At 69.4% G+C, this 16,670-nt stretch carries 13 protein-coding genes; 1 reads left to right on the forward strand and 12 read right to left on the reverse strand.

From position 1 onward, the window contains the following. Nucleotides 1–27 precede the first annotated feature (27 nt). The 12 genes from JNO53_RS03315 to JNO53_RS03370 all read right to left on the reverse strand — a co-directional run bounded on the left by JNO53_RS03315 (nucleotide 28) and on the right by JNO53_RS03370 (nucleotide 15,648). Nucleotides 28–1,926: an XrtA/PEP-CTERM system amidotransferase gene (locus JNO53_RS03315; RefSeq protein WP_203107572.1), complete on the reverse strand. Its 1,899-nt coding sequence runs from the start codon at nucleotides 1,924–1,926 to the stop codon at nucleotides 28–30. Nucleotides 1,927–1,936: 10 nt separating this feature from the next. Continuing rightward, nucleotides 1,937–3,496, reverse strand: a complete 1,560-nt coding sequence (gene xrtA / locus JNO53_RS03320) for an exosortase A (RefSeq protein ID WP_203107574.1) — start codon at nucleotides 3,494–3,496, stop codon at nucleotides 1,937–1,939. Beyond that, nucleotides 3,486–4,718 (reverse strand): TIGR03087 family PEP-CTERM/XrtA system glycosyltransferase, encoded by a 1,233-nt coding sequence (locus JNO53_RS03325; RefSeq protein ID WP_203107576.1) that lies wholly within the window; start codon nucleotides 4,716–4,718, stop codon nucleotides 3,486–3,488. Before JNO53_RS03325 ends, xrtA begins: the two co-directional genes overlap by 11 nt. Beyond that, a complete protein-coding gene (locus JNO53_RS03330) occupies nucleotides 4,718–5,776 on the reverse strand; it encodes a FemAB family XrtA/PEP-CTERM system-associated protein (protein WP_203107578.1) in 1,059 nt (352 codons plus the stop codon). The genes JNO53_RS03325 and JNO53_RS03330 overlap by 1 nt, the downstream gene beginning before the upstream one ends. Further along, complete coding sequence (locus tag JNO53_RS03335) at nucleotides 5,773–6,645, reverse strand: XrtA system polysaccharide deacetylase (protein ID WP_203107580.1); 873 nt, start codon at nucleotides 6,643–6,645, stop codon at nucleotides 5,773–5,775. The genes JNO53_RS03330 and JNO53_RS03335 overlap by 4 nt, the downstream gene beginning before the upstream one ends. Nucleotides 6,646–6,655: 10 nt before the next feature. Then, the gene (locus JNO53_RS03340; protein WP_203107582.1) at nucleotides 6,656–7,825 is read right to left on the reverse strand and encodes an XrtA/PEP-CTERM system-associated ATPase; all 1,170 of its coding nucleotides are present in this window, start codon (nucleotides 7,823–7,825) and stop codon (nucleotides 6,656–6,658) included. Nucleotides 7,826–7,838: 13 nt separating this feature from the next. After that, nucleotides 7,839–9,485, reverse strand: coding sequence for a preprotein translocase subunit YajC (locus JNO53_RS03345; RefSeq protein ID WP_203107584.1), 1,647 nt, complete (start codon nucleotides 9,483–9,485; stop codon nucleotides 7,839–7,841). Nucleotides 9,486–9,489: 4 nt separating this feature from the next. After that, nucleotides 9,490–10,524, reverse strand: coding sequence for a capsular biosynthesis protein (locus tag JNO53_RS03350; RefSeq protein ID WP_203107586.1), 1,035 nt, complete (start codon nucleotides 10,522–10,524; stop codon nucleotides 9,490–9,492). Between the two features lie 10 nt (nucleotides 10,525–10,534). After that, on the reverse strand, nucleotides 10,535–12,055 hold the full coding sequence (locus JNO53_RS03355; protein WP_203107588.1) for an XrtA system polysaccharide chain length determinant: 1,521 nt from the start codon (nucleotides 12,053–12,055) through the stop codon (nucleotides 10,535–10,537). 16 nt (nucleotides 12,056–12,071) lie between these two features. Next, nucleotides 12,072–12,716: an XrtA/PEP-CTERM system exopolysaccharide export protein gene (locus JNO53_RS03360; RefSeq protein WP_203107590.1), complete on the reverse strand. Its 645-nt coding sequence runs from the start codon at nucleotides 12,714–12,716 to the stop codon at nucleotides 12,072–12,074. 182 nt (nucleotides 12,717–12,898) lie between these two features. After that, nucleotides 12,899–14,125 (reverse strand): pyridoxal-dependent decarboxylase, exosortase A system-associated, encoded by a 1,227-nt coding sequence (locus JNO53_RS03365; RefSeq protein ID WP_203107592.1) that lies wholly within the window; start codon nucleotides 14,123–14,125, stop codon nucleotides 12,899–12,901. Next, nucleotides 14,122–15,648 carry an acyl-CoA ligase (AMP-forming), exosortase A system-associated gene (locus JNO53_RS03370; protein ID WP_203107594.1) on the reverse strand — a complete coding sequence of 509 codons (1,527 nt, stop codon included), beginning with the start codon at nucleotides 15,646–15,648 and terminating at the stop codon, nucleotides 14,122–14,124. Before JNO53_RS03370 ends, JNO53_RS03365 begins: the two co-directional genes overlap by 4 nt. 26 nt (nucleotides 15,649–15,674) lie before the next feature. Here JNO53_RS03370 and JNO53_RS03375 point away from each other — a divergent pair, with 26 nt between their 5' ends. Next, the gene (locus JNO53_RS03375; protein ID WP_203107596.1) at nucleotides 15,675–16,661 is read left to right on the forward strand and encodes a GNAT family N-acetyltransferase; all 987 of its coding nucleotides are present in this window, start codon (nucleotides 15,675–15,677) and stop codon (nucleotides 16,659–16,661) included. Nucleotides 16,662–16,670: the final 9 nt, after the last annotated feature.

Raw genomic sequence — 16,670 nt, forward strand, 5'->3', positions numbered from 1 at the left:
GGGCAGGTCGCAAAATCGGGTCGGCTGCTAGCCAGATATGCCCAGGCGATCGAGCGAACGGTCGAGCATCAGGAGCTGCCACAAGAGGCGCGAATGGTCCGAGCGGCCGGCGATATGCGCCTCGGCGATCGTGCCGAGCCGGATCTCGTCGAACCAGCCGGTGTGGGCCAGCCGCGCCCCGCTCGCAATCGCGCGTGCCTCGCCGGCGAGCGGGCCGCGCAGCCACTGCGCGATGGGCGTTACGAAGCCCTGCTTGGGGCGGAACAGCACGTCGTCCGGCAGGTAGCGGCGCATCGTGTGCTTGAGCAGCCACTTGCCCTGGCGCCCCCTGATCCGCTCGCGCTGCGGCAGCTGCGCGGCGAACTCGATCAGCCGGTGGTCGAGCAGCGGTTCGCGCGCCTCGAGGCTCACGTCCATGCTCGTGCGGTCGACTTTGGTCAGGATGTCGCCGGGCAGCCAGAATTTGAGGTCGGCATATTGCGCACGGTCGAGCCCGCTGCGGGCGGGGGCCGAACGCATCATCTTCATCAGCGGATCTTCCGCGCGATAGCCATCGATCTCACGGGCGAAGCGGTCGGTGTAGAGCGCGTCGCGAAACTCTGGCGGAACGACGCCGAGCGCGCGGGCGTAGCCTGCAGCCCCGTCGTCGGCGAGCGACTGGAAGGTGGTCTTGGCGCGCAGCGGGCGCGGCGCCCAGTCGGCCTTGGGCCAGATCGCACCGAGAGCGCCGAACACCGGGCGCCGCAGCGCCGCCGGAAGCAGGGCGCGGGCCTGCTCCTCGCGGGCGTGGAAGATCTGGCGGCGGTAACCGGCGAAAGCTTCGTCCGCACCGTCGCCCGAAAGCGCCACGGTCACCGTTTCGCGCGCAAGCTGGCACACGCGCCAGGTCGGCAGCGCGGAAGCGTCGGCGAAGGGTTCGTCGAACATGGTTGCGAGCCGGTCGACCGCGGAAAAGTCGTCGGGATCGACCGTGCGGCTGCGGTGATCGGTGCCGAAGCGCAGCGCGACCTGCTCGGCGTAGGCGGTCTCGTCGAGGGCCGCGACGTCGAAGCCGATCGAGCAGGTCTTCACCGGATCGCGGCTCGATTCCGCCATCAACGCCACGACCGAGGATGAATCGACACCGCCAGACAAAAAGGCACCGAGCGGCACATCGGCGATCATGCGCGATGCCACCGCCTCGCGCATATGGTGAAGGAGCTCGGCCGAAAGATCCGCGCTCGAACCCGTCCGGCGGCAGGTGAAATCGACGTCCCACCACTGCACCGGCGGCGGCGGCGAGGTCTCGTGCCGGAGCACGCGGTAATGGCCGGCCGGCAGCTTCTCGACGCCTTTCAGGATCGAGCGGTGGTCGGGGACGTAGCCCCAGGTGAGGTAGTCCTCGACCGCCAACGGATCGGCCTCGCGCCGCAGCAGCGGGTGCGCGAGGAGGCCCTTGAGCTCAGAGGCGAAGGCCAGGCTTCCGTCGCTCAGGTGCGCCATGAACAGCGGCTTCACCCCCAGGCGGTCGCGCGCGAGCAGCAGTTCGCGCCGGTGCGCGTCGTAGAGCGCGAAGGCGAACATGCCGTGGAGGCGCGGCAGGCACTCGACGCCCCAGCGAGCCCAGGCGGCGAGGATCACTTCCGTGTCGCCGTCGGTGCGGAACTGCGCGCCTTCGCTCGCGAGCTCGCGGCGCAGCTCGCGGTAGTTGTAGATCTCGCCGTTGAAGACGATCGTCGCGCGCCCGTCGGCCGAATGCATCGGCTGCGGGGACCCTGCGACGTCGATGATCGAGAGGCGGCGATGGCCGAGGCCGACGCCCGGTCCGGTCCAGACGCCCGATCCGTCAGGGCCGCGGTGCGCGAGCGCGTCGGACATGCGGCCGACCCGCTCCGGATCGACCGGCTTGGGAATGCCGCAATGAAAGATTCCGGCGATGCCGCACATGGCGCGGCCTCTATCGCAGGCCGGCGACGCGGTCCATCCACGCGCCGCGCTCGCCGATGGCGGCGGTGAACCGATCGATGACCTGCGCGCCTTCGGCTGCCGGGCGACCCTCGACCGAGAGGATCAGCGTCGCGGTCGGGCCTCGGCGCAGCAGCAGGCGGTCGCGCATCGTCGCGAGCTTGAGCCGCGCCGCGCTGCCGGTGGTGAGATCGCCCTTCCGGTAGCTCGTCTCGGCGACCCGGACGAGCCGTCCGTAGGCGAGAAGCACATCGCCCGCCGCCTCCGGCGACGTCCGCCCCGGCTCCAGCCAGCGCCACGGCGTGTCGGGCACGAGCGCGCCCTCCCCGTACGCCGAAGCATCGCGCCTGTCGTCCTGCGCCGGATAGAGCGCGTAGAACACGTCGATCTCGTCCCCGGCGGCATTGCGGTAGCGGCCGATCAGCCGATGTGCAGCGCCGCTCGCGCGTGGCTGCCACGCGACCTCGGGCGCATAGGCGAGTTGCTGCCAGCCCGCGACCTCGGGCAAGGCGATCGCCGGCGGTATCTGCGCCTCCACTCGCGCGGCGAGCGTGGCCCAGAGGGCGAAGCCGAGCGCCATCGCAACGATCGCGCCGAGCGCCGTGCTGGCGCCGAGCGAGGCACGCTCAAGCCGGCCGAGGAAGGGCGAGCGGCGGAGCACCTCGGGATCGATCGCCGGCTCGTCCGGCTCGCGGTCGAACCAGCGCCACGACACGGCGAGCAGCACCGCGACGACGAAAGCGAAGAAGACCCAGCCGTAGACGATGTGGTCGAACCCTTCGGCGAACGCGATCCCCTGCGACTGCGCGATGTATATCGTCCCCCAGGCGCGCACCCCGTTGGCGAGAATTGGCAGTGCCAGCGCGAAGGCGAGGAAGGCCGTGCGGCGCGCCCAGCTCCGGAAGCAGGTCTGCGCGATCAGCACGCCGAGCGCGAGCATGGCGACGAGGAACCGCACGCCCGAGCAGGCCTCGGCCACTTCGAACAGGCCGACCGGGGTGTCGATGAAGACCCCCTCGATCACGGCGGGAATGCCGCTGGCATGCGTGAGCCAGATGACGATGTCCGCGGTCACCATCTGCAGGGTCGGGACGAGCTCGTCGCCGAACGGCACGAGGAACAGCATATAGGCGAGCGGGAAGACCAGCCCCACCGCGACCCGCGGGCCAAGCAGCGCGATCACCGCCGACGGAAGCGCAAGGACCGCGCCGAGCTGGCTCGCGCTGTTGAGCCCGGCAAGCGTGCCGAGCAGCCAGAGGAACAGCGATCCCGCGACCAGCATGAGCCCGGGCCACCAGGCGCGCGGCGTCAGTTCCGCCAGTTCGCGGCGGCGGTTCCACGCCAGCCATCCGATGATCAGGGGCACGAACAGCACGTGATTGTAAGTCGAAACGTTCCACCACTTGTCGGCCATCGCCAGCCAGTCGCGGCCAGTAAGGAGCACGAGCGCGAGCCAGGCGGTGGCGAGACGGGCCAGCGGGCCGCGCCACGCGGTCGGAAGGCGAGCGAACAGCCCCTCGCGCGCAAGCGGCAGGCTGGCCTCAGGCGGCATCGCGATGCGCCTCCGCGCGGCGGGCGCCGACGATCTTGTCCAGCGGGGCGAGCATGGCGGCCCAGCCTTGATGATCGACCACGTAGCGCCGCGCGGCGGCGCCCATTGCCCCGGCGGCGGCCGCGTCTTGCAACAGCGCGAGCGCGCGGTCGATCAACGCCGCATCGTCGGCCCCGACGGCGAAGTGCTCTCCATCGCGCGCGTCGATCCCGGTCGCGGCCTCGGGCGAGAGAACGACGGGCCGCGCCATGGCCATGGCCTCCAGCACCTTGTTCTGAATGCCGCGCGCGATCTCCAGCGGGGCGAGCACGGCATCGGCGGCAGCGAGGAAAGGCCGCACGTCGGGCACTTCCCCCCAGACCCGGACACCGTCCTGCCCGTCGAGCCGTCGCAGTTGCGCTGCAGGCGCACGGCCGACGACATGAAAGGTCGCGTCAGGATGAACCTGCCGGATCGCTGGAAGTAGCCGCTCCGCCGTGCGCAGCGCAGCGGCGACGTTGGGCGCGTAGTCCATCTGCCCGGTGAATACGAGGTGCGGCCCAGCCTGCGCCGCAAGCTCCGGGTGCGGCGTAGTCGCCAGCGGATCGAAGGCCGCCGTGTCGATCCCGTTGCGCAGCGCTTCGATGCGCGTGCCGGCCGGGTCATGCAGGCGGGAGCGGAACAGCGTCGCCTCGGCTTCGCTGACGAAAAGCGTGCAATGGGCGCGGTGCGCCAGACGTTCTTCCTCCCGCGCGACCAGGCGCGCCTCGCGCCGGTCGATCCATGCGCGCGGGCCGCTTTTCTCGCCGTAAGCTTCGAACTTGGCCGAATCGACGTCGCACAAGTCGATCACCACGCGGCCGCCAAAGTCCGACGGGACATACTGCCCCATCTGGCCGGAGAACACGAAGACGGTTCCAATAGGCCGCTCGGCCAGCGTGGCCGCGATCCAGCGGCGAAGGCCGGCATGGTCGAAGGCCGTGAGGCTGACCGGCAGGCCCTTAGCCAGCGCCTCGATACCCGCAAGCGGCAGCGGCTTTGCGCGGCGCGCGAGGAAATGGCTTGCGGCGATCCCCGCCAGCTCGCACTCCTGCGCCATATCGCCGTCGTTCTCTGCGAGACAGCCGACATGGACCGGCGCAATCTCGGCCAGCCGCTTCAGCAAATGGTGCGAGCGGATCTTGTCGCCCCGGTCGGGCGGAAACGGCACGCGGTGCGCGAGGAAGAGTATCTCGCTGGGCATCAGCCGAGCCCCCGCGCGATCGGCGGGCCCAGCCGGTTGGCGAGCGCGAGCGGCAGGCGCTTCCACAACGCGATCTTGGCCGAGTAGGCGTCGCTGTTCGGGTCGATGTCGCGCCTGGCGGTGCCCGGGGCGGTCCAGCTCGCATAGGCGAGCGGCTGCGGCTCGAAGCCCCAGTTCTTCTTGTAGGCGGCCGGCCCGCTGCCCGCCTTCGAACGGCCGAAGTCGAACCGCAGGCATCCGCGCCGGCGGGCATGCAGCATGAGTTCGAAATACATCCGCTCGTTCGCCCGTAGCGCGCGCGCCGCGAAAATACCGCCGCCCCAATAGGGAAGTACGGTGCCTGAATGATAGAACGACAGCACGCTCGCCGCGGGTTGCCCAGCGTGGAGCACGGTGAGCACGTCACCGTCGAGCTCGTCCAGCGCCGCGTCGAACAGCGCCCGCGGGAACACCGGCGTGCCGAGATTGCGGACGCTTTCGGCGTAGACCGCGTAGTGCGCCGCCCGGTCCGCCTCGTCGCGGCCGATACGGACCTCGAGATCGCCTTGCAGGCTCTTGCGCACTTCCGCGCGCTGCTTGCGCTGAACGGCGAGGAGCTGCGCCTCGTCGTCCGCCGCGAGATCGGCGACGAACCCGACGTGCGCGTCGTCGCGCACGTCCCAGCCGGCCGGGAGCGCCCCGCCCCGCAGCTCCACCGTCGCGCAGCTACGCCGCTGCGCCAGCTCCTCGACCGCGCGGGCGAGTGCAACCGCGCCGCGATCGTCCTCCGCCAGAATGCCGCCGCCGACCGCGAAGCCGCTCGATACGAGCGCGCGGCCGAAGATCGGGGAATGGATCTCGCTCAGCGGCAGCCACCCGACGAGGCTGCCGTGCCGCTCCGCCACGAGGCCCAGCGTCTGCTGGCCGGTGCCGCGCTCCACCGCGCGGAGCCAGGCCGGGCGATGGAACAGTGCCCCGCGCTGCTCCGCGACGAAGCGCTCGATCCGCACGCTTTCGCTCGCATCGCGCAAATCCGCGAGCGAAACCGTCGTCGCAGCCGGAGCGAAGGGCGCGTTCATGCCGCCAGCGGCACCGCACACGCGGTTTCGCGCTGCGCGACCTCGTCCATGCGCCCCCAGGCGAACTCGCGCACCAGCTCCCGCAGCTTGGGCGCCATGCGCTCGAGATTGGTGTAGTGGCGCAGACGCGACCTGAGGGGCGCACCGGGCACCCGCGGCTGGTCGGGATCGATCTCCCACGGGTGGAAGTAGAAGACGGCCGGGCGGCCGTCGCGGCGGTTCACCTGCCGGATCGCCCAGCGCGAGAAGCCGTAGGGCAGCACGCGGAAGAACCCGCCGCCGCCCGCCGCCAGACGCTTGCCGCCGAACGTCGCGGTGGTCACCGGGATTTCGACGAGATCGGATCCGGGGAGCGGATGGAACGCGAAGCGGGGCGCCTCGCGCCAGCCGTAGTGGTCGTGCGCAATCGGCGCGACGCTGGAGGAGTAGGCATAACCCTGCTCGGCCAGCTCGAGATAGGCCCAGGGAGTGCGCTGATCGATCGAGAAGCTTGGCGCGCGGTAGCCGGTCACCGCCACACCGCCCGCATCCTCGAGCGTCTCTCGCGCGCGCCGGATGTCCGCGGCGAACTGCTTGCGGTCGAAAGTGAACACCCGCGCATGGTCGTAGCCGTGGCTCGCGAGCTCGTGGCCGGCCTCGACGATCCGTCGCATCAGCGCGCCATTGCGCTCGGCCACCCAGCCCAGCGTGAAGAAGGTCGCCTTGACCCCGGCTTCGGCGAAGAGATCGAGGATGCGCAGCACATTGTCCTCGACGCGCAGCGCGAGATGGTCCCAATCGCCGCGCGCGATTACGTTCTCGAACGCGCCGACCTGGAACCAGTCCTCGACGTCGACCGACAGGCCGTTGACGATGCGGTGCCCCTCCACGCGCGCCTCCTCAGGCCGCGGCGCGCGGGAGCTGCCCGGTTTCGACCCACTCGATCAGCATGGTGAGAACCTCGCGCACCGAGCGCTCCTGCTCGTCCAGCCGGCGGCCGAAGGCATCGATGCGGGCGACGAGTTCCTCGCTTTGCGCGCTGTCGTCCTGCTCCGCCGCCTGCGACAGCTCGATCACCGCCTGCTGCAGTTCCGCGATCTGCGCGTCGCGTTCGGCGAGCATGGCCTCGAAATCTACGGCCGGCACCTGCACTGGCGTCACCGGCACGGCTTCGGGATAGACGGCATGCTTGACCGGGCCCGGCCCCGGCGCGGGGCCGAGCTTCGGCAGCGGGCCCGGCGCGGCTTCGGGAAAGGCGTTGTCGCTCTGCATTTCCTTGAGCACGGCACCAAGCATGGCGCTGTCGATCCGCGTGCGCTGCTCGACGGCGCCGAGCAACAGCAGCCGCGTCGCCACCTGGTTGACCTTGCGCGGGATGCCGCCGGCAGCCTGGTGCAGCTCGGCGAAGACGCGCTGGTCGAACTCGGGATTGCCCTGCCAGCCGACACATTCGAGGCGGTGCTTGATGTAGGGTTCGATCTCCGCCGGCTCCATCGGCTCGAGGTGATGGGCGGCGATTACGCGCTGGCGGAGCTGCTCGAGATCCTGATGCTCGGCGAGCACCTGGCGGAATTCCGGCTGACCCAGCAGCAGCGTCTGCAGCAGCGGGTGCGCGCCGAGCTGGAAGTTCGACAGCATCCGCAGCTCCTCCAGCGCCTCGACGCTGAGGTTCTGCGATTCGTCGACCACCAGCATGCAGCGCCTGCCCGCGCGCGCCTCCTCGTGCAGGAAGCTCTCGATCGCGCCGAGCGCGCTGGCCTTGTCATGCCCCTGGACGTCGAGGCCGAAGCTCTGTGCGACGACGTGGACCAGTTCCTCGCCATCGAGGTTGCTGGTGACCACCTGGCCGACCGTCATGTGGTTGCGGTCGATCTTCTGCATCAGGTGCGCGACCAGCGTCGACTTGCCCGCGCCGACCTCGCCGGTGATGACGATGAAGCCCTCGCCCTGCGCCATGCCATAGCCGAGGTAGGACAGCGCCTTGCGATGCGTCGTGCTCTCGAAATAGAAATTGGGGTCGGGGGTCAGCTGGAAGGGGCGACCCGTGAGCCCGTAAAAGTCGTCGAACATCGCTTCAAACCCCTCAGAAATCGTATCGCAGGCCGAGCAGTGCGGAGGCCGATGTGTAGTTCTCGATCGCGGCGTCGCTATCGAGATGGTCGATCGCCACGGCGGCGCGGGCCGACAGGCGGTCGGTGATCGCGCGGCGATAGGCGGCGGATGCACCGAGCGCGAGGACCTCGCCGCTGTCGACGAAGCCGCTGTCGATCCGGCTCGCATAGGCATTGGCGTCGAAACCCGCATCGCGGCCGAGCTGCGCGGACAGGTAGTAGCTGACCCAGTACGCCTCATCGACCACGCCATCGGCCGAGGCGAGTACGGTGCCCGGCGCGGCGATGAACTTGCGCCGCTGGTAGCCTGCGCCGACGCCGGTGTTGATCCGGCCGAGCTGCACGCCGTAGCTCGCCGCGACGCCGCGCGAACGGAACACGGCCGAGCGCACCGAACCGAGCACGCCGGCGAGGCAGCTCGCGCCCTCCTCGCCCCCGACGCAGCCGGTGAAGTCGCCGCTCAGCGCGTTGCGCGCCGCGGTGAATTGGGTCGGCAGATTGGCGAGCGCCGTGTTGAGCAGCCCGCCGAAGCCGGAGATCGTGTCGTACACGGCGACGTTGACGCTGCTGCGCGAGTTCGGCGCCCAGGCGAACGTGCCGTAGTAGGTGGTGGAATCGTAACGCCGGCCGACATGGGCCTCGAGCGCGGTGCGCGTGCTCGGGCGCCACATGACGCCAACGTCCCAGATCAGGCCGTTCGCTTCGTAGGCGATGCGGCGGGGCACGCTATCGTCGGTGACGAAGCGGCCGTCGCTGCCCACGATCGGAATGCCGTCCGCATCGCGCACCGCATCGCGGCTCGATACCTCGACATCCTCGTACCCGACGCCGCCGACGAGCGCGAGGTCGCGGGATACCGGCACCTGCACGTCGGCCCGCACGAAGCGATCCTGCACGCGCTGGTCGAGGTTGGAGACGTCCTCCTGCACCCAGCCCCCGCCGACGCCCAACCCGACCGGAAGCGGTTCGCCCGGGCGCGTTCCGACGTGGAAGCCTGCGGCGTGGACCACGCTCTCGTCGAACACGTCGACCGGCGCGGCGCCCGGCGTGACGACCACCGCATCGGGCGCTTCGACGCGGGTGTAACCCATGCGGTAATTGGCGTTGATCTCGACGTCGCCCGCGCGCGTGTGGAGGTTCGGGCCCGCGTAGGCGGAGTAGATGCGGCTCTCGCTGTCGTCGCCGACCAGCGGGTTGAGCGTCGCACCGCCGTTGCCGTCGACCCGCGTGCGGGCGGCGAGCGCCCCACCCTCGACCGTCAGGGCGCGCGGCACGATCGTCGCATACCCGCGGGCGACGCCGCTCAGCGTATCGGAATCGAGCGTTTCGTCGCCGTAGCCGATGTTACGCTCGTAGCGCAGCGAGACCGCGCCGCCGTTGTTGCGGCCCGTCACGCTGGCATCCACGCCCGCGGCAAGCTGGGTATACGTCACCGTGTCGTCGCCCGGCGAAAGTTCGGCGACGAGGACCTGCGAGGCCTCGATATAGGGATCGATGCTGACGCGCCGGTCGCCGCGCCCCTGGCTCGCTTCCTCGGTCGCGGTCTGCTGCGCACAGACCGGCGCCGCCAGGGCAAGCGCGGCTATCGCGCAGGCCGGGGCGAGGAAGGTGCGGGTCATCGCCTTACTCCCCGTAGCCATAGTAGGTGCCGAACTTGCGGCCGCTGGGGCTGAAGTGCGCAGCGTTGAGCACGAGCTTGACGTCCGGGCAGCCGGACAGGAGCTCGGCCGCGTCCTCCAGCGCGCTCTGCGCCGTCGAATCCGCGCGGGCCACGAGGATCGCCTGGCCGACCTGCTTCGCGAGCTCGGCCGCCGGGGAGGCCGCGAGCGCGGGCGGCGAATCGAAGATCAGGATGCGGTTGGGCGCGCCCATGCTCAGCCGGTCGAGCACCTCGGCGGTGCGGCGGCTGGCGAGGTATTCGCTGTCGGCATTGGTCTGATTGCCGGCGGGAAGCACCCACAGGCCCGGAATGTCGGTGCCGATCACCAGGTCTTCCGGCGGAACGTTGTCGTTCGCGAGGCAGTCCATGAAGCCTGGGCCCTTGGGCAGACCGAACGTCGAGAGGATCGAGGGCTTGGCGAAATCCGCATCGATCAGTAGGACCTCGCTGTCGCGTTCGGCGGCGAGCGCAATCGCGAGATTACTGGCGCAGAAGGTCTTGCCCTCGCCCGGATGCGGCGAACAGACGAGGATGCGGCGCGAGCGCGCGGTTCCCGTGGCATGCGCGCTTTCGAGCACGCGGCGCTTCACGATGCGGAATTCCTCGACCAAAGCGTTCACCGCGCCGTCGGGGACGATCAGGCCCTGCTCGCGCAGCAGCTCGCGGTCGACCGGGAAGCGTTTGCCCCGGAGGGCGACGGCGCCGACCTGCCGCTCGACCACCACCTGCGACGGCGCGATCGGCGCGGGAAGGCTCTCCGGCACGGCCTCTTCGACCGGCGGCTCGGCGGAGGCTTCGGGCGCGGGATCGACCGGGGCGGCGTCCGCGGCCTCGTCCGTCCGGCGCACCTTGGCGCGCTTCATCGGCGCGTCGGGCAGCCGGTGCGGCACGGGCGCGGCCTTGAACGGATCGAAGCCGAACGCGCCGCTTGCGCGCTCCAGCAGCGAGCTTTCCTTGGGCCCCTCGGGCGGGACGGGGATCTTCTTGTGTTCGGTCATGTCCCTCTCCTCACCCGACCATGCCGACCTGGACGAACTCGACCGCGAGCAGCAGTACGCAGAGCCCGCCCAGCGAGGCGCAGCCCGCGACGAACATCTTCATCCGCTTGCGCGCAATCGCCCGAGTCGCGTCGGTGAACGTGTGCGAGATCGTGCCGATCACCGGCAGGCCGAGCGATCGTTCGAGCTTGGCGCCGGTGGCGAAAGTCGAGCGTACCTGGCTGAGCGCGAAGGCAACACCGACGCCGGCCCCCACCCCCAGGATCAGCACCCCGATCAGCAGGATCGGGCGATTGGGCGCAGCGGGTGCGCGCGGCGTCGATGGCGGATCGACCACTTCGAAGCGGAACGAGCTGCGCTCGCTCTCGACCTGGCTGCGCAGCCGCATCTCTTCCCGGTTCTGCAGCAGCTCGTCGTACTTCTGCTTGAGCACCTCGTAGTCGCGGCTGATGCGGTTGGCTTCGGCAGCGACCGCGGGCTCGTCGGCCTGGATCGCCATCATGCCGGTGAGATCGGCCTGAAGCGCCGCCTTGCGCGCCATCAGCGCCTGGACGTTGGCCTCGCGCTCGGCGCGGATCGCGACCAGCGAGCTGTAGGCGGGGTTTACCGTCCCCGAAGCGTTCGGTCCTTCGCGCGCCGCCTGCCGTTCGAGCAGCTCGATCTGGCGCTTGAACGCGGCGACGTCGGGATGGTTGTCGGTCAGGCCGCGCGCCTGGAGACCTGCGAGCTGCGAGCGCGCCTGCATCAGCGCGCCGCGTGCGCCGCCGGCCTCGCCCGCCGTCACCAGCGTGCGCGGCGTGCCCGCGATCTGACCCTGGATCGCCGCCAGCGCGCTCTGCGCCGCGGCGAGGTCCGCATCGACGCCGCGCATCTCGGCGCGCAGGTTCTGGACCTTGGCTGAGAGCGATGTGGTGCCGCCGACCAGCTCCGGATGTTCTGCCTCGAAGGCGAGCCGCCGCTGCTCGGCCGCCTCGAGCTCGCGCTTGCGGTCCTCGAGCTGCTGCTCGATGAAGATCAGTGTCTCGGCCAGCTCGCCGCGGCTGCCGGCGATATTTTCCTCGCGGAAGATGTCGATCATCTTCTGCACGACATCCTGCGCCAGCGCGGCATTCTCCGCATCGGAGAGGCTGGACTTGCCGATCTGCGCGGTGATCTCGAACAAGTTGCCCTCGGTGCTCACCACCTTGATCTTCTCGGCCAGGCCGCCGACGGCGCGCTCCATCTGCGACGGGGTGGTGACCTCCTCGCCCAGCTTGGTCGAGCGCACGACTTTCTCGAGATTGACCGAGCTGAGGAGCGTCTTGCGCACGCGCTCGATCTCGTCCTTGCCGGCGCTGACGATGCCGATCTGCTGCGCCAGCACGTCGTCGAGCTGGACGAAGACCCGTGCTTTCGATTCGTAGGTGTTGGGGATCATGGCCACGGCGAGCCATCCCAGGATGCACACGCCCCAAGCGACCGCTAACACCAGCCAGCGCCGGTGCCACGCCGAATAGAGCGCCGCCTGCAGTTCCTCGAAGACCTCGTTCATGCGCCCGGCGCCTTTCTCAGAACATGCTTTCGGGGATGATGATCACGTCGCCCGGCTGGAGCATGACGTTGGCGCGGCTGTCGCCGTTCTTGAGCAGGTCCCCCAGCCGCAGCGCATATTCGCGCTGGCGCCCGGCCTGCTTGTCGAAGCGGATCAGCTTGGCGCGGTTGCCCGCGGCGAACTCGCTGAGACCCCCGACCGCGATCATCGCGTCGAGCACGGTCATGTTCGCGCGGTAGGGGATCGAGGCCGGCTGCTCGGTCGCGCCGACGATGCGGATCTGCTGGCTGAAGGTGCCTGCGAACTGTGTCACGATCACCGAGACCAGCGGTTCTTCGATATATTGCGAAAGCTGCAGGCGGATATCCTCGGCCAGCATCGCCGGCGTCTTGCCGACTGCCGGCATGTCCGCCACCAGCGGCGTGGTGATGCGCCCGTCGGGGCGGACCTGGATCTTCTCCGCGCCGAGCTCGGGGTTGCGCCAGACGTGGATCGTCAGCTCGTCGAGCGGCCCGATGACATATTCCTCGCCCGGGCCTTCCTGCATCGCGACGAACGAGGCGGGGGGCAACTGCGCGCCGCCACCGCCGGCGCAGCCCGCGAGCGAGAGGGCGGCCAGCGCGGTGCCGGCGAGCGCTTTGGAAAGTCGGGCGATGGGCATCGATGCACGTCCTTGCCTTGCGGGGCCTGTGTTGCGGGCGCGACATGCGGAGCGGAGGAGCGACCTCCCCTTCCGCACCCGCGGTTCAAGGGAGGCTTCCTCCCCAAAAAGGGTGAAAATACTATTAGCCTTCTTCGCCTTCTGACGGACGGTCCCGATACGGGACAGCCGGGGCGAAAAGGTTAAACGAGCATCTGCCGCGCGGGACCGTGGCCGAGGAAGTCCGCCGGCGATGCCGTCGCGCCGTAGGCTCCCGCGCAGAAGACGGCGACGAGATCGCCGACTTCCGCACGCGGCAGGTGCGCCTGATCGGCCAGCCGGTCGAGCGGCGTGCAGAGGCACCCGACCACGTTGGCCTCTTCCTCCGACGCGGCATCGAAGCGTGTCGCGATCGCCAGCGGATAGTTGCGGCGGACGACGGTGCCGAAATTGCCCGAGGCGGCAAGCTGGTGGTGCAGACCGCCATCGGTGATGAGGAAGGTCTGGCCGTGGCTGACCTTCCGGTCGATTATGCGGGTCAGATAGACTCCCGCCTCGCCCACGAGATAGCGGCCGAGCTCGATGCAGAGCTCGGTCGCGGCGAGGCTGTCGGGTAGCTGGACGAACCGCTCCGTCAGCGCCGCACCGACCGAGCGGATATCGAGCGGCGTGTCGCCATTGAAGTACGGGATGCCGAAGCCGCCGCCCATGTTGAGCTTGGGCAAGGCCGCGCCGATTTCGCCCGCCAGCCGGTCGGCCAGCGCGAGCACGTTGGCCTGGGTCTCGATGATCGCTTCGGCGTCGAGTGCCTGGCTGCCGGTGAAGATATGCAGCCCGCGCCATTCAGCACCCGCGGCGATGATCTCACGCCCGATGGCGGGCACGCGTTCCTCGTCGATCCCGAACTGTTTGGCGCCGCCGCCCATCTTCATGCCCGAGCCGCGCAGCTCGAACGAGGGGTTCACGCGGATCGCCAGACGGGGTTGAGCGCCGAGCCTCTCGGCGATCGCGAGCGCACGCTGCGCTTCTCCCTCGGACTCGAGATTGATCGTGCAACCGGCTGAAATTGCAGCTTCGAGTTCTTCGTCGCGCTTGCCGGGGCCGGCGAAGCTCACTCGTGCCGGATCGATGCCCGCCTCGCCAAGCCTCGCGAGTTCCCCCGCCGATGCGACGTCGAAACCATCGACCAGTCCAGCCATGAATTCCAGCACCGGCGCGTAAGGGTTGGCCTTGATCGCGTAGTTGATCCCGAGCCGTTCGGGCATGGCGTCCCGCAGTGCCGCCACCCGGGCGCGCAGCATGTCGCGCGAGTAGACGAACAGGGGCGTCGTCCCTGCCTCCGCGACCAGGTCGCTCGCCTTGCGCCCGCCGATGGCGAGTTCGCCGTCGAGCGCGGCAAAACCGGCGGGAATGGGACCGAGCGGCTTCATCCGGTGATCTCCCGTGCGATCGCAGTGCGATCGAGTTTGCCGTTGGGATTGGTCGGCAGCGCCTCGCGCCAGTGAATCACCTTGGGTTGCATGAAGTTGGGCAGGTCCTTCGCCAGTGCCCTGGGCAATCGCTCCTCGGCATCCGCCGCGCCGGCAGCCCCGCGCACGACCAGGTGCACCGCCTGTCCCAACCGCTCGTCGGACACGCCGAGCGCGACCGCTTCTGCCACCAATCCGGTTGCGATCGCCGCATCCTCGATCTCCTGCGGGCTGATCCGGTTGCCCGCGCTCTTTATCATCGCGTCGCGCCGGCCGACGAAATAGAGGAACCCGTTCTCATCCCGCCGGACACGGTCGCCCGACCATACGGCCGTACCGCCATACTCGGACTCTGCCGGAGCAGGTTTGAACCGCTCCGCCGTCCGCTCGGCATCCTGCCAATAACCCTGCGCGACGAGCGGGCCGCAATGCACCAGTTCGCCCTCTTCGCCGGCTTGGGTGACCTTGCCGTCGTCGCCCACGACCAGGATTTCTGCGAAGGGAATCGCGCGGCCCATCGAGGTCGGATGCGTGTCGACAAGGGCCGGATCGAGATAGGTGGAGCGGAAGGCTTCGGTCAGCCCGTACATCGGGAAAAGCCGTGCCTGCGGGAAGATACGGCGAAGATCTCGGACGAGATCGACGGTCAGCGCACCGCCGGTGTTGGTCAGGCGGCGGATCGGCGCTACCGCCTCCTCGGGCCAGTCGAGATCGGTCAGTTGCACCCATAGCGGTGGCACGGCGGCGAGTGTCGTGACGCCATGCCGGGCGCAGGCCTTGGCGACGTCGCGCGGGAAGAGATAGTCGAGCGGCACCACGCAGGCGCCCGCGTACCAGCTGTTGAGAAGCTGGTTCTGCCCATAGTCGAACGACAGCGGCAGGACCGCGAGCGTCACGTCGTCGCTCTCGATGCCGAGATAGTGCGACACGCTCACCGCCCCGAGCCACATGTTCGCATGGCTCAGCATCACGCCTTTGGGACGTCCGGTCGATCCGCTGGTGTAGAGGATGGCCGCGAGTTCGTCCGGATCGGCTTCGGAGGGTCCGAGAGAGCCGCCGAACTCCTCGATCGCCGCAACCGCGTCGTCCTCCGCCAAGGCGCGGCAATGTTCGGGCAGATCGCCCTGCTCCAGCGTGTTCAGCCGCGCTTCGGTCGCGAGCAGCAGGCGTGCGCCGCTGTCGGCGAGGATATGCGCGACTTGCGCATGCTTGAGCAGCGGGTTGATCGGGACATGGACCAGGCCGGCGCGCGCGCAGGCCAGCGGCAGCAGGCAGGTCAGCTCCCCCTTCGCGGCCCAGCTCGCCACGCGTTCGCCGCGCCCGGGCACCTGGCTCTGCAGCCATGCCGCCATGCGAGCGACACGGGTTCTTAAGTCCTTGTGGCTAAGCGTGCCCTCGCGCAGCACCAGCGCGGGTGCATCCGGCTCACCACGTTCGGCGAGATGGTCGAGCGGCCGGGGAACTGGATCTGGTGCGAGGGGCATGTGAACTTTCGAGGAACGCATAGGCTGTGATCGCCGCCAGCTATCACGATGAGGTTAACGTCTTGCAAGGGACGATCGAACGGGCGCCCTCGCCCTTCGAACGGCCCGAGTGGTTCGCCCTGCTGGCCGAGAGCGGGATCGCTCCCTTGATCGCGCTGGCGGAAGACAGTGAAGCAAAGGCCGCACTGGCACTGACCCGCGCCAATGGCCGGCTCGAGCCGCTGCGCAACTGGTACAGCTTCACCTGGCGCCAGCTCGCGCCGGAGGGACCGCAAGCGGAGCGACTGCTCGCAGGGCTCGCGCGCGATCTCAGGCGGCAGACGCACCGCGTCACGCTATGGCCAGTGCCGGACGAGGACGGTTCCGCCACCCGGCTCGAGCGGGCGTTCCGCAGCGCAGGCTGGCTCGTCGCGCGCGAGCAGTGCGACCACAATCACGTGCTCGAAGTGAACGGGCGCAGCTTCGCCGAATACTGGGCCTCGCGGCCGGGCCGGATGCGAACGACGCTCAAGCGCAAGGCAAAGAAAGTCGAGGTCACGATACGCGAGCGCTTCGACGCCGCCGACTGGGCGGCCTACGAGGCGATCTACGCGGAAAGCTGGAAGCCCGAGGAAGGCACGCCCGACCTGCTTCGCCGCTTTGCCGAGGCGGAAGGGAAAGCGAGCCGTATCCGCCTCGCGGTCGCACGGCACGAAGGGGAGCCGGTCGCCGCGCAGTTCTGGACGGCCGAGAACGGCACCGCCTACATCCACAAGCTCGCCCACCTCGAAAGCCGCAAGGAACTGTCGGCCGGCACCACGCTGACCGCTGCACTATTCGAGCATGTGATCGACCGCGATGGCGTCGCGCTGGTCGATTTCGGCACCGGCAACGATGGCTACAAGGCGGACTGGATGGAGATCGTGCGGCCGCGCTTTCGACTCGACTGCCTCGACCTCCGGCAGCCGCGTGCATGGCCTGCGCTGGCCAAGCGCTTCGCCCGCCGCCTTGCACCCGCTTCCGGGCGCGGCTAAGGGCGGCCC

This window comes from Altererythrobacter sp. C41, assembly GCF_016803135.1.
Lineage (GTDB): Bacteria > Pseudomonadota > Alphaproteobacteria > Sphingomonadales > Sphingomonadaceae > Pelagerythrobacter.

Coding starts and splice junctions, on each gene's coding strand:
- JNO53_RS03325 (WP_203107576.1), bottom strand. CDS start 4,718: ATGCCCAGCGAGATACTCTTCCTCGCGCACCGCGTGCCGTTTCCGCCC.
- xrtA (WP_203107574.1), bottom strand. CDS start 3,496: ATGCCGCCTGAGGCCAGCCTGCCGCTTGCGCGCGAGGGGCTGTTCGCT.
- JNO53_RS03355 (WP_203107588.1), bottom strand. CDS start 12,055: ATGAACGAGGTCTTCGAGGAACTGCAGGCGGCGCTCTATTCGGCGTGG.
- JNO53_RS03315 (WP_203107572.1), bottom strand. CDS start 1,926: ATGTGCGGCATCGCCGGAATCTTTCATTGCGGCATTCCCAAGCCGGTC.
- JNO53_RS03360 (WP_203107590.1), bottom strand. CDS start 12,716: ATGCCCATCGCCCGACTTTCCAAAGCGCTCGCCGGCACCGCGCTGGCC.
- JNO53_RS03350 (WP_203107586.1), bottom strand. CDS start 10,524: ATGACCGAACACAAGAAGATCCCCGTCCCGCCCGAGGGGCCCAAGGAA.
- JNO53_RS03330 (WP_203107578.1), bottom strand. CDS start 5,776: ATGAACGCGCCCTTCGCTCCGGCTGCGACGACGGTTTCGCTCGCGGAT.
- JNO53_RS03340 (WP_203107582.1), bottom strand. CDS start 7,825: ATGTTCGACGACTTTTACGGGCTCACGGGTCGCCCCTTCCAGCTGACC.
- JNO53_RS03345 (WP_203107584.1), bottom strand. CDS start 9,485: ATGACCCGCACCTTCCTCGCCCCGGCCTGCGCGATAGCCGCGCTTGCC.
- JNO53_RS03370 (WP_203107594.1), bottom strand. CDS start 15,648: ATGCCCCTCGCACCAGATCCAGTTCCCCGGCCGCTCGACCATCTCGCC.
- JNO53_RS03365 (WP_203107592.1), bottom strand. CDS start 14,125: ATGAAGCCGCTCGGTCCCATTCCCGCCGGTTTTGCCGCGCTCGACGGC.